Here is a 21,716-nt window from a genome sequence, read left to right as displayed (position 1 = left end):
GTCTCATTCGACGATGGGCAGCGCATGCACGCGATAGGCGTGGCGCAGCGTGCGGTTCAGAACCGGGTCGTGCAGTTCGAGTTCGAGTGCGTCGCCCTCGGCCATGCCGACAATGCCGCCTTCCACCGCGAGCGTGCCGCAGAACATGGCCGCCCCTGCTGCGACGGGGGCGCGCTCCAGCAGGTCGGAGGCCGCCAGCAGCGTGGCGACGCTGCCTTGCTGATAGACGCGCCGCACGCCGTCGACGATCGCGAAGGCGCGCAACTGCAACTGGTCCCAATGCCCGGCGACGTCATCGAAGCGCCACGCGTCGCGCGCGATGGGCTTCGGGCAGATCTGCTTGGACACGGTGACGCCATAGGCTTCGACGAGGCGGTCGGTGTGGTCCGAGCCGACCGTCACGAGCAGGCCTTGCGCCGATTGCACCAGTACGCACTCGGCCTCGCCGCTCGAATGCGCGCCGACCACGTCGATCTGTTCGGCCTGCGTCAGCAGTTCCGCGCCGAGGCGGTAGAAGCAGGGCGTGGTCGACGGCCGCTTGACGCCCAGTTCCGCGAGTTCGGCGATGTGGTGTTCGATCGCGGCGCGGTCGCGTCCCGCCCAGCCTGCGATGGTCAAGCGGTTCACCTCGACCGCACAGGCGGCGCTTGCCCCCGAACGGCTGACCACGTTGAACGATACCTGCGTCATTGCTGCACTCCGTCTGCTGAATATTCGGCAAATATTATTGTGATATTTCACAGGCGTCCAGCGTTTCAAAAACATTTTTGTGTCGGACGGCACGGCAGATGGGCTTGTCGTCGCGGTGCGTTACTATCTGGCGTTCAGATTACTTTTTGTAAGGAGGCTTGGCCCATGCACCACGGTATCGGCTTCATTCAGGACCTGGCGGTGGTCATGGCGCTCGCGGGCGTCGTCACCGTGCTGTTCCATCGCCTGAAACAGCCGGTGGTGCTCGGGTATATCGCCGCTGGGGTGATCATCGGGCCGTACACACCGCCGTTCCAGCTGATCCACGACGAGCAGACCATCCAGACGCTCGGCGAGCTCGGCGTCGTGTTCCTGATGTTTTCGCTGGGGCTCGAATTCAGTTTGCGCAAGCTGTTTCAGGTCGGCGCGACGGCGATCGTCGCGGCCTTGTCCGAGATCGTGCTGATGCTGTGGCTCGGCTACGAGATCGGCAGCGCGTTCGGCTGGAGCCCGATGGACTCGCTGTTTCTGGGCGCGATCCTCGCGATCTCGTCCACCACCATCATCGTCAAGGCGCTGTCCGAGCTCGGCCTCAAGCGCGAAAACTTCGCGCAACTGGTGTTCGGCATTCTGATCGTCGAGGACATCCTCGCCATCGCCATGCTGGTGCTACTGTCCGGCATCGCGCAGACCGGGCAGTTGAGCGCCGGCGTCGCGCTGGTCACGCTCGGCAAGCTGCTGCTGTTCATGACCGTGTCGCTGGTGGTGGGCATTCTCGTCGTGCCGCGTGCGCTGAATTACGTGGCGCGCTCGGGTAGCGACGAGATGCTGCTCGTGTCGGTGCTCGGTTTCTGTTTCGGCTTCTGTCTGCTGGTTGTGAAGCTCGACTACAGCATCGCGCTCGGCGCATTTCTGATCGGCGCGATCATGGCCGAGTCGCGGCATCTGCGGCGCATCGAACATCTGATTGCGCCGCTGCGCGACGCCTTCTCGGCGATCTTTTTCGTCACCATTGGGCTGATGCTCAACCCGCATGTGCTGGTCGACTACGCCTGGCCGATCGCGGTGATCACGGTGGCGGTGATCGTCGGCAAGATCGTCTCGTGCGGCCTCGGCACTTTCCTGGCCGGCAAGGACGGCCGCACGGCGATGCGGGTCGGCATGACCGTGTCGCAGATCGGTGAGTTCTCCTTCATCATCGCCTCGCTCGGTCTCACGCTGAAGGTGACGAGCGCGTTCCTGTACCCGATCGCGGTCGCGGTGTCGGCGTTGACGACCCTGTTCACCCCTTACCTGATCCGCGCCGCCGATCCCCTCACGCAGCGGCTCGGCCACGCAATGCCGCGCACGGTGGCCAATGTGTTCGGCATGTATTCGCAATGGCTCGGCAGCCTGCGGCCTGCCAGCGACGGCCCGACGCTGTTCGGCATCACACGCCGGATCGTTCTGCAGATCGTCGTGAACCTCGCGCTGGTGGTGGCGATCTTCCTCGCGACGACGTACGGCGCGCCTCACGCGAGTGCGCTGCTCGATCGTTGGCTGCCGTCCGAACCGATGCAGCGCGTTGTGCTTTGGAGTGCCGCCTTGCTGGTGTCGATGCCGTTTCTGGTGGCGGTCTATCGCAAGACCAAATCGCTCGCGCTGCTGCTTGCCGAGTTGAGCGTCCAGCCGGCCAAAGCGGGGCGCTTCAACCGCGCGATCCGCTCGGCGATTTCCGACCTCGTGCCGGTGGTCTCGATGGTGGGCGTGTTTCTGCTGGTGGCGGCGCTCTCGGGCGGCATCCTGCCGCCCACCGGGCTGCTCATCGTCGTGCTGGTGTGCGCCGCGCTGCTGATGACGCTGCTGTGGCGCTGGTGCGTGAAAATCCACGCGACCTTGCAGATCGCACTGCGCGAAACGTTCGACGAGCAGCCTGATCCATGAGCGACGGCCGCGCGTGAATCCTGTTGTCGCGCCGGCCGATGAACCGGCGAACGTGGCGGAACAATGTGAGCAATTGTGTGCAGGTTTGCCGCGCATGGCCCGGTAGCGGATAATCAAACCATATCCATTCGTTCGCGTGGAAGGCGCCCGTCCGACAGTCATGAGCGAAAACAAGCCAGAGAATGCCGGTACGCCCGGCACCCCATCCCCGTCCGGCGCGCCGGCTGAGGTTTCCAAGCCTGAAGTTTCACAGTCAGCGGGTTCACAGGCCGCTGGCTCGCAAGCCGATACTGCGTCCGCCTCCCCGAAGGTCGCCTTGCCGCCTTCACACGAGGATTCCGTCCAGTCGCCGCTCAAAGATCTGTCTGCTCCGGCGGTCACGCCATCGCCTGCGGCCGAAGCAGCTGCGGTTCTCTCGTCGACCGACGATCCCGCCAGCGCATCGAGCGTCACACCCACCGATCCCAAAGCGGCCCAGCAACGCGATGCCGCCGAAGCGCGCGCGTCCGCTGCCGAATCGACGGCGCGGCAGGAGGCTTACGCACAGCAGGAAACCCAGACGAAGCAGTTACGCGACGCCGCGCGTGCCGCGCCGGCCGCCGCGCCGCGCGCCGCGGAAGCGGCGTCTGCGGCAGCAGCGAATGCGAATGCCGAGAGCGCCTCGTCGGCTCCATCCGGCGCGCGTGCCGGAGCGGGTTCGGTGCCGCCGGGTTTCGGCGCCGCCCCGGATTTCACCGCCACGAATCCCCCACCGCCGAACGCGCTGCCGCCGTCTCCGCCGCGCTATCTGAAGCAGACGGACTCGGCCTGGTCCGTGTTCGGCCGCATCATCGCGGCGCGGGCGCGCCAGATCTTCGACCGGGCAGGGCGACGGATCACCCAGCGTACCTTGCGGATTGGCGTATCGGCGCGGATCTTCCACCCGGAGCCGGGCGCCAAAGGCTTGCGCGGCAAGACCCTGCAATATCTCGAAGAATCGATCGCGCACTGGGTGATGTCGCGTGACGTGCTGGTCTTCATGATCCCGACGGTCGGCCATCAGGGCATGCTGCATCCGAGCAATATCCGTTTGCGCGACTACGCGAAGAATCTCGACGGCCTGTTGCTGCAAGGTGGCGCGGATGTGTCGCCGCAGTCTTACGCGGAACAGGCGACGAGCCCCGAGTGGCCAGGCGACCGCGTGCGCGACATGTACGAGCTGGAACTGCTGCACGAATTCATCGAGTCGGGCAAGCCGGTGCTCGGCGTGTGCCGGGGCTGTCAGCTAATCAACGTGGCATTCGGCGGGACGCTGTATCAGGACATCGCCACGGATGTGCCGACCGCCGGCGCGCACGTCAACGAGCACTACGACCAGCACCGCCACGGCATCCATTTTCCGGACGGCTCGACGCTGGCCAACATGTTCCCGGGCCGCCGCGACGCGATCGTCAATTCGATTCACCATCAGGCAGTCAAGACGCTCGGACGCGATCTCAATATTGAGGCGGTGTCGGCGGCGGACGGCATCATCGAAGCGGTTCGCTATCGACGCGCGCCCTTCGTGATGGGCGTGCAGTGGCACCCTGAGTTTCACCGTGCCGGTGGCCCCGAGTTGCTCGACTGCACACCGCTGCTCGATACGTTTTTGCGTGTGGCGCGCGAAACGCGTTTCTAGGGACGCGTTTGCAGCACCACGCTGCCGGATTCGATGCGACGACACCCAGACGGCTCCGTTTTCATACGGAGCCGTTTTCTTATGGAGATACTGTCTCGCGATTTGATTGAAAGAGGACAGCGGCCATGCGCTGCTTTAGCGCGATAGTAAGTGATGCAATTGTTTCTTTTTTAGCGCATCAAGCAGGACACTTTTTCGCGATGTGCAGATTGATTTGATGGAATCCTAAGATTGTCATCTATCTCGATTTAAAGTGTCGTTACGCGACACGGTAACGCTTCGCTTGCATCTAAATCCGCGCGATAATCCACGGCTGTTTGGAATTCGCATGGAGCATGCAAGTATGAAGTACCTCTTAACTGTACGGCGCGCAATGCTGCTCGCGATCACGTGTGCGCTGCTGCAGCATGGTGGTCTCGTGCTGGCAGGAGAGGGCGCCGGTTCGTCGGGTTCGGTGCCGGTCGTCGGCACGCGTCCGGCCATGAATACGCTGACGCCACAGCCGGTTGCCGCGGCCTTGCAAGCGGCGTCGGTTGCAGGCGGTGCCGGCGATTCGAGTGGCGCCGTTGCTGCAGATAGCGCCGGCGGCGATGCGCAAGGCAATGTCGCCGAGCTGATGCAAATGATTCACGACTCGCAACTCACCGAATTGCGTACCAGCTACAACGGCAGCTATGGCGCGAGTCTGTTTTTCTATCCGCAGGAAATGACGTACTACGTAGCGTTGTTTCAAGACAAGCATTTCTGGCGGGTCATCAAGTCGCAGGACGATGCGCGCGCCGAGGCTGTTTATGCCGGCTTCGTGCAGCAAACCGCGCAACTGGCCGAAGTGGAAATCCGCCGCACGCAGTTGCAGGCGCAAAAGGCGTTTATCCAGGATGTGATTGCACTGTCGGAAGACCGCGCGAAGCGCCTGCAGGCTGACCTGGATGTGGCGCGTACCCAGCAGGCCAAGGTCAACGATTACCAGCGCCAGTCGCAGACCGAGGCGGTTGCGCTGCGGGCCGAGAAGGAAAAGGCTCAGGCCCAGTTGCGTGCCGTGCAAAACCAGGTGCTGCAACTGCAGCGTCAGAACGAGTCGGGGTTGCCGCCAACGCGTTAGGCAGGCCGCAATCCTCGCAGTGGTTTCAGGCAGAAAGCCCGGCAAATTGCCGGGCTTTCTGCTTGTGGGCCGCCGCTGATGGGTTCCCGCTTTGCCGACGTACCGACGCCGCCGGCTGCTTCAACGTCCGCCGGTACCGGCGGCGCTTTCCAGCCGCAATACATAGCGCAGCGCGGTGATATCCACGCCGCCCATGTGATCGGGTTCCGCGCCGACGAATTGCCAGCCCTGGCGTTCGTAGAAACCGATGGCCGGCGTATTGCCCTCCAGCACGTACAGATAAATCTGGCTTTCGCCTTGCGCGCGTGCCCAGTCGACGACCGCCCGCATCAGCAGCTTGCCGACGCCGATTCCCTGGTGGCCGGGCAGCGCATGCAGGTTGTCGAGCAAGACGCCCCACTGGGAGTCGGGTTGCCGTTCGACGCACGCAAACCCGATCGGCTTGCCGGCGATCTCGGCGATCACCACATTGCGCCGTTCGGCGCCCGGCGCGTTCAGCCGCACCTGCCAGTAGGCGGCGCGTTCGCGCGTTACCTCGCCGTCGAGGAAGGCGTCGGGCAAGAGGCCACGGTAGGTGGCTTGCCAACTGGTGGAATGGATCGAGGCGATCAGGTCGGCGTCGGCCGGCGTGGCGGGGCGCAACGAAAGCGCGCGGGCGGTGGACATCTGTTCGACAGTCACGTGAAAGAGGGGAATCAACCAAGGGTACCGCGAGTGTACTGCGAGCGCCGCGAAGGGGCGCGATCATTGCGTTACTTGACTGCAAGCTTGCGTCAGGAACGGTAACATGCGGTCTCGCAGATATCGCGGCGGCACCCCTAGGTTTACCCTTATACCGCTGCAATCTGCACAGCATCAAAATGCAGCGCCCCCGGCGCGTTGTTTGTTCCCAGGTTTTCCCTCGCCAGTGGCCTCTGCTCGCCGACGCGGTGAAGTGTTGTCAACTGCCCAATCATGCCGGGCTCGATCCGGCGGTGGGCCATTTCGAGAATGTCATGTCTACTGCGTCTCACGCATCTTCCAATGAATCGAAGGTCCGGACAGTTTTCCGCGTCGTCAGCGGCAACTTTCTGGAAATGTACGATTTCATGGTCTACGGCTATTACGCTTCGTATATTGCCAAGACCTACTTCCCGAGCGGGAGCGATTTCGCTTCGCTGATGCTGTCGTTGTCGGTATTCGGCGCAGGCTTCCTGATGCGGCCGCTCGGCGCCATCGTCCTCGGCGCTTACATCGACCATCACGGCCGGCGCAAAGGCCTGATGCTGACGCTCGGCTTGATGGCGCTCGGCACGCTGACGGTCGCGGCCATTCCGGGCTACGCGACAATCGGCATGCTCGCGCCGGCTCTCGTTCTGTTGGGCCGTCTGCTGCAAGGTTTCTCGGCCGGCGTGGAACTGGGCGGCGTGTCGGTCTACCTGTCGGAGATCGCGACCAAGGGTAACAAGGGCTTCTATTGCTCCTGGCAGTCGGGCAGCCAGCAGGTGGCCGTCGTGTTTGCGGCGCTGATTGGTGTCGTCTTGCACCAGATTCTGCCGCTTGAACAGATGACTGACTGGGGCTGGCGCGTGCCGTTCCTGATCGGTTGCCTGATCGTGCCGTTCCTGTTCCTGATCCGCCGTTCGCTGCAGGAAACTGAAGAGTTTGCGGCGCGCAAGCATCGTCCGAGCATGCGCGAGATCATGAAGTCGATGCTCGACAACTGGGGCATTGTGCTCGGCGGCATGGGCATGGTGATCATGACGACGGTCTCGTTCTATATGATCACGGCCTACACGCCGACTTTCGGCAAGGAAGTGCTGAAGTTGTCGTCGCTCGACTCGCTGGTCGTCACGGTTTGCATCGGGCTGTCGAATCTGGTCTGGCTGCCGCTCGCCGGCGCGGTCTCGGATCGCGTCGGGCGTCGTCCGGTGCTGCTGGTGTTCACCATCCTGACGATCCTCACGGCCTATCCGGCGGTGCAATGGCTGGTGGCCGAGCCGTCGTTCGCTCGCCTGCTCATTGTCGAACTGTGGCTCTCGTTCCTGTACGCCTGCTATAACGGTGCGATGGTGGTGGCATTGACCGAAGTGATGCCGGTCGAAGTGCGTACCGCGGGTTTCTCGCTCGCCTACAGCCTTGCGACGACGATCGGCGGTTTCACGCCGGCCATCTCCACGCTGCTGATCCATACGACCGGCAACAAGGCTGCGCCTGGCTTGTGGCTCGGTCTGGCGGCAATCTGCGGTTTGATCGCGACGCTCGTGCTGTATCGCACGCCCGAATCGCGCAACCAGTACCGCGCGGCTTAAGCGGTTTCGAAGCGGCTTCAAAGCGGCTTCAAAGCGGCTTCAGGCCGCTACGCAAAGAAAACCCCCACGCTCGCAAGAGCGTGGGGGTTTTCTTTTGGAGCGTCTGGGGCTGCGAAGGCGGCCGTCTACGCCTGACGTAGTTCGTTCGCGACCTTCTCGACCACGGCATCCCACGCACCCGGTTGCGGCTGACGCACGAGGCGCGCGCCGGGATACCACGGGCTGCGCGGTTCGTCGACGAACCAGCGCCAGTCGGCGGCGAACGGCAGCATCAGCCAGAGCGGCTTGCGCAATGCGCCGCACAGATGGGCAATCGAGGTGTCGATCGAAACGACCGCGTCGAGCCGTTCGATGATTGCCGCGGTGTCCGCAAAATCGCCGACACGTTTGTCGAAACGGTGAATCGAGCCGGCGCGCGGATGCGAGTCGAGCGTGGCGCATTCCGCTGCGCTGAGATTCGGCTGCAGGACGATCCAGTCGATGCCTTCGAGCGCGAAGAGCGGCTCGAGCACGGCGAGCGGCATCGTGCGGTTTTCATGTTGCTGGACGCGGCCGGACCAGGCGAGGCCGATCTTGCGCTTGGCGTGGCCGCCGAGCGAACCGCGCCACTTGCGCCGGTAGGTAGGCGGCACGCTGAGGTAGGGCGTGCGCGCCGGAATGGTCTCGCTGTTCGTGCCGAGCGCCAGCGGCAAGCTCAGCAGCGGACATTGCAGATCTGCCTGTGGGCGCGGCGTGCCCTGGGCGATCAGCGTGACGCGCCACTCGAGTGCGGCGGGCGCGAGAATCGGCGCGAGCTGCGGCTGCACCTCGAGCACGACGCGCGCTGCGCGCTGCGCCGCGATCGGCACGAAACGCACGAACTGCAGCGTGTCGCCGAAACCCTGTTCGGCATGCACGAACAGCGTGCGCTTTTCGATCGGCTCGCCTTGCCAGCGGGGCAGCGTCTGCGGGGCACGCTGCGCCGTGGTCTTGAGACGCCATTCGTATTCGGGCAGTCCACGCGCGAAATCGCCGAGCGTGAGCCACGCCAGGGCCCGGTTCATATGCGCGGACGCCAGATCGGGCCGCAGGCGCAACGCCTGATCGAATGCGCGTACGGCCGCAGCATGCGCGCCGAGCGCGTGGTGCGTGGTGCCGAGGCTCAGCCACGCGAGCGCGAACTTCGGATCGAGGCCCACCACGAGTTCAAAACGCGGCAGCGCCTCCTTGTGACGCCCCAACGCGGCGAGCGCGTTGCCCAAGCCGTACAGCGCCGGCGGAAGCTGCGGCTGCAATGCCAGCACGACTTCGAATGCGCCGAGCGCCTGTGCGTGCTGGCCGGTGGCGTCCAGCGTGTTGGCGAGGTTGAAATGCGCGGCGACAAAGCGCGGCTGCGCGGAAATCGCGGCGCGAAACTGCTCGACGGCTTCATCGGCCCGGCCAAGCGCATTGAGCGCCATGCCGAGATTGTTGTGGGCGCCCGCGTGACCCGGCTGCAGTTCGAGCGCGCGCTGGAACGAGGCAATTGCTTCGTCGTGGCGCCCGAGCGCGTGCAGCGCGTTGCCCAGGTTGTTGTGAATCGAGGCGTTATCCGGTTGCAGGCGCAACGATTTCCGGAAAGCGTCGGCGGCGTCTTCGTGACGGCCGGCCGCCGCATACGCGTTGCCGAGGTTGTAGTGCGCGAGCGGAAAAGACGGTGCCAGCGTCAAGGCGTTGCGAAAGCGCTCGATGGCGCCGTCGAGTTGCCCCAGTGCCTTGAGCGCGTTGCCGAGATTCAGCTGCAGCGCGGCATCCTGCGGACGCAGGTCGGCCGCGCGGCCGACGAGGTCGGCTGCTTCGGCGTGCTGACCCAGCTGGTGGCGCAGTACGCCCAGCAGGTGCAGCGCATCGACATGCGCGGGATCGATATCGAGCGCGGCACGATAGCCGCGCTCGGCATCGTCGAGGCGGCCGTCACGATGCGCCGCGTAGGCGCTCTCAAACAGGGGTTCCATGACGGGAAGGGCAAGTCTTGTAAGGCAAATGTCGTATTTTCCCACACTCGCGGCCTCCCACCCATCGATTGACGGTCGGGATGTTGATCTATAACGTATGACGCACTGTTCATGTGTGTGTCGACGACGCGGCCCGTATCCTATGACGACCCCTCCCGTTCCCGATGACCCCGCCGGCGAGCGCGACGAAAATCACGCGGGGCATGACCACACCGGACACGATCACGCCGCACACGGCGATGAGCACGCCGCGCACGGTCACAGCCATACCCACGATCACAACCACAGCCACGGCGGCCACCATCACCACCACGCGCCGGTCGCGGGCCATGGACGCGCCTTCGCTATCGCCGTCGTACTGAACGTCGTCATTGTCCTGGTTCAGGGCATCTACGGCGTGCTCGCGCATTCCACTGCGCTGCTCGCCGACGCCGGCCACAATCTCTCCGACGTGCTGGGCCTGCTGCTCGCCTGGGGCGCGACGTGGCTCACCACGCGGCGCCCCTCGGCGCGCTACACCTTCGGCTATGGCAGCACCTCGATCCTCGCTTCGCTTGCGAATGCCGGGCTGCTGTTGTTCGCGTGCGGCGTGATCGTCGCCGAAGCGATCGGCCGTCTGATGAACCCCGCGCCCGTTGCGGGGCTGACGGTGTTCGTCGTCGCTACGGTCGGGATGCTGGTCAACGGCTTCTCCGCGTGGCTCTTCATGCGCGGCCAGAAGGAAGACCTCAATATTCGCGGCGCCTTTCTCCACATGGCCGGCGATGCGCTGATTTCCGCGGCCGTCGCGGTGAGCGGCCTCGTGATTCTCGGTACGAACTGGACCTGGCTCGACCCGGTCATGAGTCTCGTTGTCGTGGCGGTGATTGTGTACGGCACGTGGGGGCTGCTGCGCGATTCGGTGCGGCTCGCGCTGGATGCGGTTCCGCCCGGCGTCGACCTGCAGCGCATTCGCGACTATCTCGCGGGCCAGCCGGGCGTCACCGACGTGCACGACCTGCACGTGTGGGCGCTGTCCACCACCGGCAACGCGCTGAGCGCGCATCTCGTGATCCCGGCGGGACATCCCGGCGACGCAGTTGTCGACGCCATCGTACTCACGCTGCGCGAGCGATTTGCGATGCAGCACGCCACCCTGCAGGTCGATCTCGGCACGACCGATCACCACTGCTCGCTCGAGCATCCGCACGCGCACTGATGCGGGATTGACGCAGTGCACCGTCAGGCGGCGGGGCAGCGGCGTACACTAGGCGGCATGTTGGTCTCCGGAGTTCTGCATGGCCGCCGCTTCATACGATGCGTCGCCGGTGCTGATCGTTGGGGCGGGCCCAACCGGGCTTGCTGCAGCCATGAGCCTCGCTCGTGCGCATATTTCCGTGCGTCTGATCGACAAGGCGCTGCAGCCGGATCCGCATTCGCGGGCCATCGGCATTCAGGCACGCACGCTTGAACTGCTTGAACAGCATCGCCTCATCGAGCCGTTTCTGGAACTGGGACATCGCGCCCGCGCAGCGAATCTCTATTCCAATGGGCAACGTCTCGCGCGCCTTGATTTCGATCCGCTGCAGACGCGCTATCCGTACGTGCTGTTCCTCGATCAGGCCGTCACCGAACGCTTGCTGACCGAGCATCTGGCGACGCTCGGCGTGAACATCCAGCGCGGTGTCGAGCTGACGATGTTCGCGCAGGGATCGGCCGGGCTCAGTGCGACGCTGCAACACGCCGACGGACGCAGCGAAACCGTCCATCCCTCGTACCTGATCGCGGCGGACGGCGCGCATAGCGCGATTCGCCACCGCCTCGGCATGAGCTTCGCCGGCAAGACTTTCGAGCAGACTTTCCTGCTCGCCGATCTGCAGGCGGAGACGGACTGGTCAGACGACGAGTTCCATATCTTTGCCTCAGGCGAAGGACTCGCGGCCCTGTTTCCGATGGGCGCGGGGCGCTACCGGTTGATTGCGGATCATCCGGCAATGCCGGCCTCACCGGACGGTTCCGGCGAGACAGCGCCAAAGGTGGCAGCACCTGCGCCCGCGCCTTCGCTCGAGGAATGCCGCGCGCTTGCCGCACGGCGTATCCATCATCCGGTGAAGTTCGCGGACCTGACGTGGGCGACGCATTTTCATCTGAACAGCCGGATGGTCGAACAGTTGCGGGTCGAGCGCGTGTTTCTGGCCGGCGACGCCGCGCATGTGCACAGCCCCGCCGGCGCGCAGGGTATGAACACCGGAATTCAGGAAGCGTTCAACCTGGGCTGGAAGCTGGCTCGCGTGATGAAGGGGCATGCGCCGGACCGGCTGCTCGATTCGTATCACCTGGAGCGGCATCCGATCGAGCGCGATGTGTTGCGGCAGACCAGCTTTGTGACGCACATGGCGGAAGCCGATCATGGGCCGCTCAAGCTATTGCGCGAGCACGTCATGCCGGCGCTTGCCGCGCTCGGCCCGCTGCGCGATGCCGCACGCCTGACGGTGAGCGAACTGTCGATCCAGTACCGGCGCAGTCCGCTCACGCTCGAACGGGTGCTCGATGGCGGACCGCGCGCCGGTGAGCGCGCACCCGATGCGCTTGTGCATGTCGTGGATGGACCACTGGGGCGTGCACCCGGTATCGGCTGCATTTTCGATCTGCACGACCCGGCGCTTTTTTCGCTGTTTCTGCTGGTCGCACCGGTCGCGCCCAACGAAGCGCCGCTCGATCCGGCTGCGAGCCGCCACGCGGCGCGCGACGCCGATCTCGACCGCCTGAGCGACGCCATCGAGCGGCTCTTGCCCGGCGCGGTGCGAATCTGGCGGATCAGCGATACGACAGGCGAGGGCGCGCCGCCGCTGTCCGAGTCCTATGGGCGAACCCGGCCGGCGTTTTATCTGATGCGTCCAGACGGGTATATCTGTGCGCGTGGGCGTCCGGCGTCGGATCTGAACGGCTTGCTGCGCCACTGCGAGGCGTGGTTCGCGAGGAGCGTGACGCCGCAGCAGGCGGCCGGTTAGGGCGATGTGCCCAGCGACACCTGGCGCGGCATGACGTTGTGACGCGTCGCATGCCGCGCTCGCCTCCAGGTCAGCCGGCCACAGCGGCCGCCGGTGTCAGCTTCTCGCGATTCGCCAGCACGGCCTCTCTGACGATGCCCGACATCTGCAGGCCGTCCGCATCCGGCCGATCGAGCGTGGCCAGCAACGCACGCCGCATGCGCGGCTCCCAGAAACGGCGAATATGATCGGCGATGCCGGCGAGCGCTTCTTCGCGATCCGGCATCGAATCGAAAAATTCGCCGATCCGGTTCGCCATGTCGATCAGGTTCTGTTCATCCATGGCGCGCCCTCATTTGCCCGACGTTGCGTTGGCCAGTTCGCGCTGGCGCAGCAAGTCGAGCTGTTCCGTGTTGAAGCGCGAATAGTCCTTCTGCCATTGCGACGGCTGTTCGACCGGCATCACCTGCACGGCTGTCACCTTGTATTCGGGGCAATTGGTGGCCCAGTCGGAACTCTCCGTCGTGATCACGTTGGCGCCCGATTCGGGGAAGTGGAACGTCGTGTAGACGACGCCCGGCTGCATCCGTTCGGTCACCTTGGCGCGCAACACGGTCTGGCCCGCGCGCGATTCGATGCCTACCCAGTCGTCCATCTTGATGCCGCGTTCCTCGGCATCGTGCGGATGAATCTCGAGGCGGTCTTCGTCGTGCCAGCGCGAGTTTTCCGTGCGGCGCGTTTGCGCCCCCACGTTGTATTGCGACAGGATGCGGCCTGTCGTGAGGATCAGCGGGAATTTGCGCGTGACCTTTTCGGGCGACGCGATGAACTTCGTGATCACGAACTTGCCCTTGCCGCGTACGAAAGTATCGATGTGCATGGTCGGCGTGCCGTCCGGCGCGTTCTCGTTACACGGCCACTGAATGCTGCCGAGCTGCTCGAGCTTCGCATACGAGACGCCGTGGAAGGTCGGCGTGAGGCGCGCGATTTCGTCCATGATCTCGGAAGGATGCGCATAGTCCATTTCATAGCCGAGCGCGCGGGCGAGCATCACCGTGACTTCCCAGTCGGCGTAACCGGGAATGGGCGGCATCACCTTGCGAACCCGCGAGATGCGGCGTTCCGCGTTGGTGAAGGTGCCGTCCTTTTCGAGGAACGACGAACCGGGCAGCAGTACGTGCGCGTACTTCGCGGTTTCGTTGAGGAAAATGTCCTGCACGACGATGCACTCCATCGACGACAGCGCAGCCGACACGTGATGCGTATTCGGATCCGACTGCACGATGTCTTCGCCCTGGCAGTAGAGCCCCTTGAAACTGCCGTCGAGCGCCGCGTCGAACATGTTCGGAATGCGCAGGCCCGGTTCGGGTTGCAGCGTGACGTGCCAGGCTTCTTCGAACAGGGTACGGGTGGTCGTGTCGCTGATGTGGCGGTAACCCGGCAGTTCGTGCGGGAACGAGCCCATGTCGCACGAACCCTGCACGTTGTTCTGGCCGCGCAGCGGATTCACGCCCACCCCTTCGCGGCCGATGTTGCCGGTAGCCATCGCAAGGTTGGCGATGCCCATCACCATGGTCGAGCCTTGCGCGTGTTCGGTGACGCCGAGGCCGTAATAGATCGCGGAATTGCCGGGCGTGGCGTAGATACGCGCCGCTGCACGTACGTGTTCGGCAGGTACGCCGGTGATGTCCGCCGTGGCTTCCGGTGCGTTTTCCGGCAGCGCGACAAAGGCGCGCCATTGATCGAACGCGCGCGTGTCGCAACGTTCTGCGATAAACGCTTCGTTGAGGAGGCCCTCGGTCACGATCACATGCGCGAGGGCATTGACGATCGCGACGTTGGTGCCCGGCCGCAGTTGCAGATGATGCGACGCCTTGACATGCGGCGTATCGACAATATCGATGCGGCGCGGATCGACCACGATCAGCTTCGCCCCTTCGCGCACGCGGCGTTTCAGGCGCGAGCCGAACACCGGATGACCGTCGGTCGGATTCGCGCCGATCACCATGATGACGTCGGCCTTGTCGACCGATGCGAAAGTTTGCGTGCCGGCCGATTCGCCGAGCGTAGTCTTCAGGCCATAGCCGGTCGGCGAATGGCACACGCGCGCGCAGGTGTCGACGTTGTTGTTGCCGAACGCGGCGCGCACGAGCTTCTGCACCAGGTAGGTTTCTTCGTTAGTGCAGCGCGACGACGTGATGCCGCCGATCGAATCGCGGCCATGCTTCGCCTGGATGCGGCGAAACTCCGAGGCCGCATAGCTCAGCGCTTCTTCCCAACTGACTTCACGCCAGGGGTCGGTGATCTTTGCGCGGATCATCGGCTTGGTGATGCGGTCCTTGTGGGTGGCATAGCCCCACGCGAAGCGGCCCTTCACGCATGCGTGGCCTTCGTTGGCCTGGCCGTTTTTATTCGGCACCATGCGTATGACCTGGCTGCCCTTCATCTCGGCCTCGAACGAGCAGCCGACGCCACAGTATGCACAGGTCGTGGTCACCGAATGCTCGGCCTGACCGAGCATCACAACGCTCTTTTCCTGCAGCGTCGCGGTGGGGCACGCAGCGACGCACGCGCCGCACGAAACGCATTCCGAGTCCATGAACGGCTCGCTGGCGCTGGCGGCGACGCGCGATTCGAAGCCGCGTCCGGCGATCGTCAGCGCGAAGGTGCCCTGGGTTTCCTCACAGGCACGCACGCAGCGGTTGCAGACGATGCACTTGGACGGATCGTAGGTGAAGTACGGATTCGATTCGTCCTTCTGATCCTTCAGGTGGTTCGCGCCGTCGAAGCCGTAGCGCACCTCGCGCAGACCCGTCACGCCCGCCATGTCCTGCAGTTCGCAGTCGCCGTTGGCGGGGCAGGTGAGGCAGTCGAGCGGGTGATCGGAGATGTACAGTTCCATCACATTGCGGCGCAGCGACTGCAGACGGTCCGTTTGCGTGCGCACCTTCATGCCCGCTTCGACCGGCGTCGTGCACGAGGCCGGATAGCCGCGCTTGCCTTCGATCTCGACGAGACACAAACGGCACGAGCCGAACGGTTCGAGCGAATCGGTGGCGCACAGTTTCGGCACGTTCACGCCGGCTTCGATCGCGGCCCGCATCACGGAGGTGCCGGCCGGAACGGTCACCGCCTGACCGTCGATTTCGAGCGTCACGTCGACATCCGCGTGGCGCAGTGGCGTGCCGTAGTCGGTGTCGTCGAAGGGGGAGCGGGGTTGCGGATTTCCTTGCGACTGAGACTGCGCTTGCGACTTGCACGCGCAATTGCCGGAGCCGCAACCGCCGGCAGTGGATTTGAGCACGTCGGACATGGTGGGCTCCATCGTCAGGCCGCCGCCGCTTTGGGCTGGACGGTGTCGAGACCGAAGTCTTCGGGAAAGTGGTCGAGTGCGGACAGCACCGGGTAGGGCGTCATGCCGCCCATCGCGCAGAGCGAACCGGACACCATCGTGTCGCACAGGTCGCGCAGCAGTTGCACTTGCCGCGTCGACGTATCGCCGTTGCGAATCCGCGCGATCACCTCGACGCCGCGCGTCGAACCGATCCGGCATGGCGTGCATTTGCCGCACGATTCGAGCGCACAGAAATGCATGGCATATTGCGCGAGCTCCGCGAGATTCGAGGTGTCGTCGTGCACGACAATGCCGCCGTGACCGACCACGGCGCCGACCGCCGCGTACGCTTCGTAGTCCAGCGGAATGTCCCATTGGCTTTCCGGCAGATAGGTGCCGAGCGGGCCGCCCACCTGGACGGCGCGCGCCGGCCGGCCGCTCGCGGTGCCGCCGCCATAGTCGTACAGCAGCTCGCGCAGCGTGACCCCGAACGCGAGTTCGACGAGTCCGCCTTGCTTCACGTTGCCGGCGAGCTGAAACGGCAGGGTGCCGCGCGAGCGGCCCATGCCGAAGTTTTTATAGAACGCGGCGCCGCGCGCGAAGATGATCGGCACCGTGGCGAGCGTGATGACGTTGTTGATGACGGTGGGTTGTCCGAACAGGCCCACCAGCGCCGGCACGGGCGGCTTGGCCCGCACGATGCCGCGCTTGCCTTCGAGCGATTCGAGCAGCGCGGTTTCTTCGCCGCAGACATAGGCGCCCGCGCCTTTGGCGACTTCCAGTTCGAAACGGTGAGCCGAACCGAGCACGCTGTCGCCGAGCCAGCCGGCGTCGCGGGCGCGCTGGATGGCGGCTTCGAGCGTCGCGATCGAATGCGGATACTCGCTGCGCACGTAGATATAGCCGAGCGTCGCGCCCGTCACGATCCCCGCGATGATCATGCCTTCGATCAGCACATACGGATCGCTCTCCATGATCAGACGGTCGGAGAAGGTGCCGGAATCGCCTTCGTCGGCGTTGCAGACGATGTACTTCTGGGGCGCGCTGGCGCCACGCACAGTACGCCATTTGATGCCGGCGGGGAACGCCGCACCGCCGCGGCCGCGCAAGCCCGATTCGATCAGGGCTTCGCAGGCGGCATCGCCGTCGGCGGCGAGCGCCCGCTTCAGACCTTCAAGGCCGCCGTGGGCGAGGTAGTCGTCGGTCGATAACGGATCGGTAATGCCGATGCGGGCAAAGGTCAGGCGCTGCTGCCTTTGCAGATAAGGAATCTCGTCGACGACACCCACATGGTTCGGATGAGCGCCGCCCTCAATGAAGCCCGCGTCGAACAAGGAGACGACGTCTGCGGCGTCGACATTCGCATAGCCGATCCGCCCGCGCGGCGTGACTACTTCGACGAGCGGCTCGAGCCACAGCAAGCCGCGCGAACCGTTGCGGATCAGTTCGATGGCGATGCCGCGTTGCGCCGCTTCATGGGCAATCGCGTCGGCGAGCGCGTCGGCGCCGAGCGCAAGCGCTGCGGAATCGCGAGGGATGTAAATGCGCGTCATGCGGTTTCCTCCACCCGCTTCGTCGCGGCCGCGAGCAGCGCGTCGAACTTCTGGGGTGTCACTTTCGCGTGCAACGTGCCGTTGATCGTCAAGGCCGGCGACAGCGCGCACTGACCAAGGCAATACACCGATTCCAGTCCGACCGCTGCGCCTTCCGCGTCTTGATGTTGATGTGCGCTGTCGAAGCGGCAGCCGGTGCGCGCCTCGATGTGCTGCGCAAGCGCCTCGGTGCCCATGCTGCGGCACGCTTCGGCGCGGCACAGTTGCACGGTGACGGGCGCAGCGGGATGGGTGCGAAAGTGGTGGTAATAGGTCAGCACACCGTGGACTTCCGCGCGCGACAGGTTCATTGCGCGGGCGAGTGGTGCCACGGTATCCGGCGGCACAAAGCCGAGTTCATCCTGGATGGCGTGCAGTACGGCAAGCAGCGAGCGGCCGGGTTGCGCGTGACGCTGCACCAGTGGCTCAGGCGCGATCGCGTTGGAATCGTGCAAAGTGGGGACTCCTCCGAAGTCTAATATGCACTTGTCTTTCATAAAGTGTGCACTTATGCTTCATTCGTTTGTAGGTGTAGAGCCAACGATAGGCGGGTACTGGCCCTTACGCAATAGGAGGCAAGTCAACATATATGATCAGGATCGAATGCCACGCACAGCTGGTTGTCCGCGACCCGGACGGCCGCGAAGCCAGCCTGACGGACGTCGTGCAGCTTTTGGCGCTCGTCGACGAAGCCGGCAGCATTGCCCAGGCGGCGACGCTTAAGGGTTTGTCCTACCGTCACGCATGGGGTTTGCTGCGCAGTATCGAGGAGCGGCTGGGCGGTCCGTTGATCGCCAAGGAGCGTGGGCGCGGCTCGGTGCTGTCGGAACTCGGCCAGGCCGTGTTGCGCGCGCAGCGGCTGTGCAGCGAGCGGCTCGACGGCAACATGCGGGCGCTGGCGAGCGAGGTGGCGAGCGACCTGAACCGATGGCTCGCGCCGCCCGCCGACGATGTACGGATTCACGCTTCGCACGGCTATGCCGTAGCAGCGCTGGTCACGGCGCTGGTGGCCGATGACGTGCCCGTCGACATCAAGTATCGCGACAGCGCGGATGCGGTCACCGCATTGGCGCGCGGCGAGTGCGACTTGGCCGGCTTCCATCTGCCGCGCGGCGAGTTTCGCGCTGCCTGTGCCGATACCTACCGGCGCTGGCTCGATCCCGAGCGCCATGTGCTGCTTCACCTCACGCAGCGCAAGCAGGGCCTGTTTCTGTCGAAGGGCAACCCGAAGCGGATCAATGGACTGGGCGATCTCGCGCGCGACGACATCCGCTTCGTGAACCGCCAGCCGGGATCCGGCACGCGGATGCTGCTCGATCTGGCGCTGCGCCGCGTGGGTGTCGATCCGGATCGGGTCAACGGCTATGCGTCGACGGAGCTGACGCATTCGGCGATTGCCGCGTTTGTCGCCAGCGGCATGGCCGATGTGGGATTCGGCGTCGAGCCGGCCGCGCATCACTTCGGCCTCGATTTCGTGCCGATCGTCGACGAAGACTATTACTTCGCATGCGACCGGGCGGCGCTGGAGCGCGCGCCGCTTGTCACGGTCATCGACATGCTGCGTAGCGTTGCCTTCAAGAGCGGGGTGGCGCGGCTGGAAGGCTACAATCCACAGGATTGCGGCACCTTGCTGGAACTCGACGAAGGGCTCGGCGCGACCGTCGGGTAAGCGGCTGTAACAAGCGCGCAGGGGCCTGCCGCTGCGTCGCAGAGTGGTATGAGATACTCTGTAGTCTTATGATTTAGCCTCAACTGCGCGGCCACACCGCGCCGGATCGACATGAACGTTCTTTTCAAAGCCTGTGCCGTGGCCGTGACGGCAGGCGCGTTGTGCGCCACAGTGTCCATTGCTTTTGCGCAAAATTCGCCGGGCGTGCCGGGCGGCATTCTGGACGATGAATTCCATCTGCAGGAGCATCCGCAACTGCCGTTCGCGGCATCGGCGCCGTCCAACAAGTACCAGTCCGACAAGAAGTCCGCCATGCGCCGCAAGGGCGACAACGGTGACCCGGACGGTTGCAATCTGCAGTGCCCGCAGGATCAGTAACGCGCATTGGCGCGGCATGGTGCTGCCGCACCTTCGCGCCACCGCCACGCACGGGCTTCGCTTTGCTGGTACGGATTGCTTGCTAGTGCGCGGCTAGCGGATCGAGACCGGTGCTGGCCACATCAGGCGCGGCCTCGGGCGAGGCCAGGAAGTCGAGGAACTGCTTGGCCTCACGCGGATGAGCGGCACCCACCGGAATGCCGGCCGCATAACGGGTGACCGATTGCAGCGACTCAGGAATCTTCCCGACGAACTCGATGCCCGGCACCGGTAACAACTCGCTGACCTGCTGGAATCCCAGTTGATAGTCCCCCTTGGCCACGACCGAGCCCACAGGAATCTTTGGGATCATCGTGGCTTTCGGCTTGAGCTGCGCTTCGATGCCCATTTTCTCGAAGAGCTGATTCTGGATATAGACGCCGCTCGCGCTATCCGAATACGCCACCGACTTTGCCTCCAGCAAGGTCGTCCTGAATGCTTCCACGCTGCCGATGTCCGGCTTGGGTTCGCCTGCGCGAACCGCCATGCCGATGCGCGAGTCCGCTAATTCGACCCGCGAGCCGGGGATGATCTTGCCCTCGGCGATCAGCTTGTCGAGCGCGTAGCCCACCATGATGACGGCGTCGGCGGGTTCCTTGCGCTCGAGACGGTTGGGAATCGCCTCGGGCGAGTTGCCCATGGACGGTCCGTAGGCAATGTTCAGCGTGTCTGCCGTTTTTGCTTCGAACTTCGGCGCCAGTAGCTGATAGGCAGCGGTGAAGCCGCCGGAGTTCATGACGTGGAGGTCGACAGCCTGCGCGGTTTGGGTGAATAGCGAGCCGCAGAGGAGGGTTGTGGTGAGCAGGGTTGGGAGGCGTGATTTCATGTGGGGAGTGTCGTTGGATACCGCCTGATAGGCTCGGTTCCCTGTGCAAGTTCTGCCAGATAGCGACTGTAGACAAAAACCCGTCCACGTTGCTTCCCGGTAACTTCGCTGGCGATCTTCAATTCGATCAGGTTTGCAAATGCAGCAGTGACTGCCGGTTGAGACAGTTGCAGTTTTTCAGCTGCGGCTGGAATGGTCAACATGGGCCTGCGTTGCAGCGCCTGGAACAATCGCGCGGCGGACCCACTGGCTCGGCCCAACTGTTCGATCGCTTTGCGGTCTTCGTCGAAGATACTCAAGATCCGTCGGCCCGCGTCCGCCGCTTGTTCGGAAGTCTCTTTGACGCCTTGCAGGAAGAAATTGATCCAACCTTCCCAGTCGGCTTTTTCCCGGACAGGCTGCAGCCGTTCGTAGTATTCGTTGCGGTTGGCCTTGAAGTACAGGCTGAGGTACAAAATTGGCTGCGACATGGCGTCCTCCGCACAGAGGAGAAGCGCGATGAGCAGGCGTCCAAGGCGTCCGTTACCGTCTAAAAACGGGTGGATCGTTTCAAACTGGGCATGTGCCATGGCTGCTTTGACCAGCAGGGGGACCGCTGGCGGATCGGCGTGCAGGAAACGCTCGAAGTCTCCCAGGCATTGCATCAGGCGATCCGGAGGTGGGGGCACGAACATCGCCAGACTCGGCCGACTCCCGCCAATCCAGTTTTGCTGACGCCGAAACTCACCTGGGTCCTTCTCGGCTCCTCGCCCGTTATTGAGCAGTTTGCCGTGAATCTCACGCAGCAGCCGCAATGACAAAGGGAAATTGGCCCTGATACGCTCCAAGCCATAGTTCATCGCCGCAACGTAGCAGGACACCTCCTGAACATCGTCCAGCGGGACGCCGGGTACTTCATCATTCTCGAATAAAAGCAGATCGGACAGTGACGACTGGGTGCCTTCGATCTGGCTGGATAGCAGCGCTTCCTTTCGAACGCAGAAATAGATGAACAGATCCGGGTCGGGGAACAGGGCCGCCAGTCCGTCCAATCTGCCGAGAGCGCGATTCGCACCCTCGAGCAGTATGAACATGGTCGAGTCAATCGCGATGGGCGGATCAGGCGGCAGGGGACGGGGAACAAACGCTTTATAGCGTTCGGCGGCGAGTGAGCCGTCAACGTAGTCGCCAGCGATTCGTTCTGTCATAACTAAAGGCTGGGGCCAAAGAGTTTAATCAGACCGGAGGCTGCTATCGAAACTTTAATAGCAATCCGGCTAACTAAAGTTTAGCT

Annotated in this window: 17 protein-coding genes; 8 read left to right on the top strand and 9 right to left on the bottom strand. The window is 64.0% G+C overall.

The window, feature by feature from the left end; genetic code table 11:
• Positions 1 to 3: 3 nt before the first annotated feature.
• Positions 4 to 690 (bottom strand): DUF2848 domain-containing protein, encoded by a 687-nt coding sequence (locus BUS12_RS26800; RefSeq protein WP_074300420.1) that lies wholly within the window; start codon positions 688 to 690, stop codon positions 4 to 6.
• A 165-nt stretch (positions 691 to 855) separates the two neighbouring features.
• Between BUS12_RS26800 and BUS12_RS26795 the strand changes: the two genes are divergently transcribed.
• From BUS12_RS26795 to BUS12_RS26785, 3 genes are all read left to right on the top strand, one after another.
• Positions 856 to 2,613 (top strand): cation:proton antiporter, encoded by a 1,758-nt coding sequence (locus tag BUS12_RS26795; protein ID WP_074300419.1) that lies wholly within the window; start codon positions 856 to 858, stop codon positions 2,611 to 2,613.
• Between the two features lie 160 nt (positions 2,614 to 2,773).
• On the top strand, positions 2,774 to 4,270 hold the full coding sequence (locus BUS12_RS26790; RefSeq protein ID WP_074300418.1) for a gamma-glutamyl-gamma-aminobutyrate hydrolase family protein: 1,497 nt from the start codon (positions 2,774 to 2,776) through the stop codon (positions 4,268 to 4,270).
• A 343-nt stretch (positions 4,271 to 4,613) separates the two neighbouring features.
• Complete coding sequence (locus BUS12_RS26785) at positions 4,614 to 5,372, top strand: DUF2968 domain-containing protein (protein ID WP_074300417.1); 759 nt, start codon at positions 4,614 to 4,616, stop codon at positions 5,370 to 5,372.
• 120 nt (positions 5,373 to 5,492) lie between these two features.
• On the opposite strand, the gene BUS12_RS26780 is transcribed toward BUS12_RS26785, so the two are convergent.
• Positions 5,493 to 6,038: a GNAT family N-acetyltransferase gene (locus tag BUS12_RS26780; protein WP_074300416.1), complete on the bottom strand. Its 546-nt coding sequence runs from the start codon at positions 6,036 to 6,038 to the stop codon at positions 5,493 to 5,495.
• Positions 6,039 to 6,367: 329 nt separating this feature from the next.
• Between BUS12_RS26780 and BUS12_RS26775 the strand changes: the two genes are divergently transcribed.
• Positions 6,368 to 7,663, top strand: a complete 1,296-nt coding sequence (locus BUS12_RS26775; protein WP_074301725.1) for an MFS transporter — start codon at positions 6,368 to 6,370, stop codon at positions 7,661 to 7,663.
• 125 nt (positions 7,664 to 7,788) lie between these two features.
• Here the strand turns inward: BUS12_RS26775 and BUS12_RS26770 are convergent, their stop codons facing one another.
• Positions 7,789 to 9,636: a tetratricopeptide repeat protein gene (locus BUS12_RS26770; RefSeq protein ID WP_074300415.1), complete on the bottom strand. Its 1,848-nt coding sequence runs from the start codon at positions 9,634 to 9,636 to the stop codon at positions 7,789 to 7,791.
• 142 nt (positions 9,637 to 9,778) lie between these two features.
• On the opposite strand from BUS12_RS26770, the gene BUS12_RS26765 reads away from it, so the two are divergent.
• Complete coding sequence (locus BUS12_RS26765; RefSeq protein ID WP_074300414.1) at positions 9,779 to 10,834, top strand: cation diffusion facilitator family transporter; 1,056 nt, start codon at positions 9,779 to 9,781, stop codon at positions 10,832 to 10,834.
• 79 nt (positions 10,835 to 10,913) lie between these two features.
• Positions 10,914 to 12,626, top strand: coding sequence for an FAD-dependent monooxygenase (locus tag BUS12_RS26760; RefSeq protein ID WP_074300413.1), 1,713 nt, complete (start codon positions 10,914 to 10,916; stop codon positions 12,624 to 12,626).
• A gap of 70 nt (positions 12,627 to 12,696) precedes the next feature.
• Here BUS12_RS26760 and BUS12_RS26755 read toward each other — a convergent pair whose 3' ends face one another.
• Genes BUS12_RS26755 through BUS12_RS26740 form a run of 4 tightly spaced genes read right to left on the bottom strand, consistent with a single transcriptional unit; the run spans position 12,697 to position 18,028 of the window.
• A complete protein-coding gene (locus BUS12_RS26755; protein ID WP_074300412.1) occupies positions 12,697 to 12,948 on the bottom strand; it encodes a formate dehydrogenase subunit delta in 252 nt (83 codons plus the stop codon).
• A gap of 9 nt (positions 12,949 to 12,957) precedes the next feature.
• Complete coding sequence (gene fdhF, locus BUS12_RS26750; protein ID WP_074300411.1) at positions 12,958 to 15,918, bottom strand: formate dehydrogenase subunit alpha; 2,961 nt, start codon at positions 15,916 to 15,918, stop codon at positions 12,958 to 12,960.
• Positions 15,919 to 15,932: 14 nt separating this feature from the next.
• Complete coding sequence (locus BUS12_RS26745; RefSeq protein WP_074300410.1) at positions 15,933 to 17,492, bottom strand: formate dehydrogenase beta subunit; 1,560 nt, start codon at positions 17,490 to 17,492, stop codon at positions 15,933 to 15,935.
• On the bottom strand, positions 17,489 to 18,028 hold the full coding sequence (locus tag BUS12_RS26740; RefSeq protein ID WP_074300409.1) for an NAD(P)H-dependent oxidoreductase subunit E: 540 nt from the start codon (positions 18,026 to 18,028) through the stop codon (positions 17,489 to 17,491). Before BUS12_RS26740 ends, BUS12_RS26745 begins: the two co-directional genes overlap by 4 nt.
• 92 nt (positions 18,029 to 18,120) lie before the next feature.
• Here BUS12_RS26740 and BUS12_RS26735 point away from each other — a divergent pair, with 92 nt between their 5' ends.
• Positions 18,121 to 19,200 carry a substrate-binding domain-containing protein gene (locus tag BUS12_RS26735; protein WP_074300408.1) on the top strand — a complete coding sequence of 360 codons (1,080 nt, stop codon included), beginning with the start codon at positions 18,121 to 18,123 and terminating at the stop codon, positions 19,198 to 19,200.
• 111 nt (positions 19,201 to 19,311) lie between these two features.
• Entirely contained in the window at positions 19,312 to 19,578 is a 267-nt protein-coding gene (locus tag BUS12_RS26730; protein ID WP_074300407.1) for a hypothetical protein, read from the top strand.
• An 82-nt stretch (positions 19,579 to 19,660) separates the two neighbouring features.
• On the opposite strand, the gene BUS12_RS26725 is transcribed toward BUS12_RS26730, so the two are convergent.
• Positions 19,661 to 20,443 carry a substrate-binding domain-containing protein gene (locus BUS12_RS26725; RefSeq protein WP_074300406.1) on the bottom strand — a complete coding sequence of 261 codons (783 nt, stop codon included), beginning with the start codon at positions 20,441 to 20,443 and terminating at the stop codon, positions 19,661 to 19,663.
• Positions 20,440 to 21,630 carry a Fic family protein gene (locus BUS12_RS26720; protein WP_074300405.1) on the bottom strand — a complete coding sequence of 397 codons (1,191 nt, stop codon included), beginning with the start codon at positions 21,628 to 21,630 and terminating at the stop codon, positions 20,440 to 20,442. The genes BUS12_RS26725 and BUS12_RS26720 overlap by 4 nt, the downstream gene beginning before the upstream one ends.
• Positions 21,631 to 21,716 lie beyond the last annotated feature (86 nt).

The organism is Paraburkholderia phenazinium (assembly GCF_900142845.1).
GTDB classification, from domain to species: domain Bacteria; phylum Pseudomonadota; class Gammaproteobacteria; order Burkholderiales; family Burkholderiaceae; genus Paraburkholderia; species Paraburkholderia phenazinium_A.
This window is presented reverse-complemented; position numbering and strand designations above follow the sequence as displayed.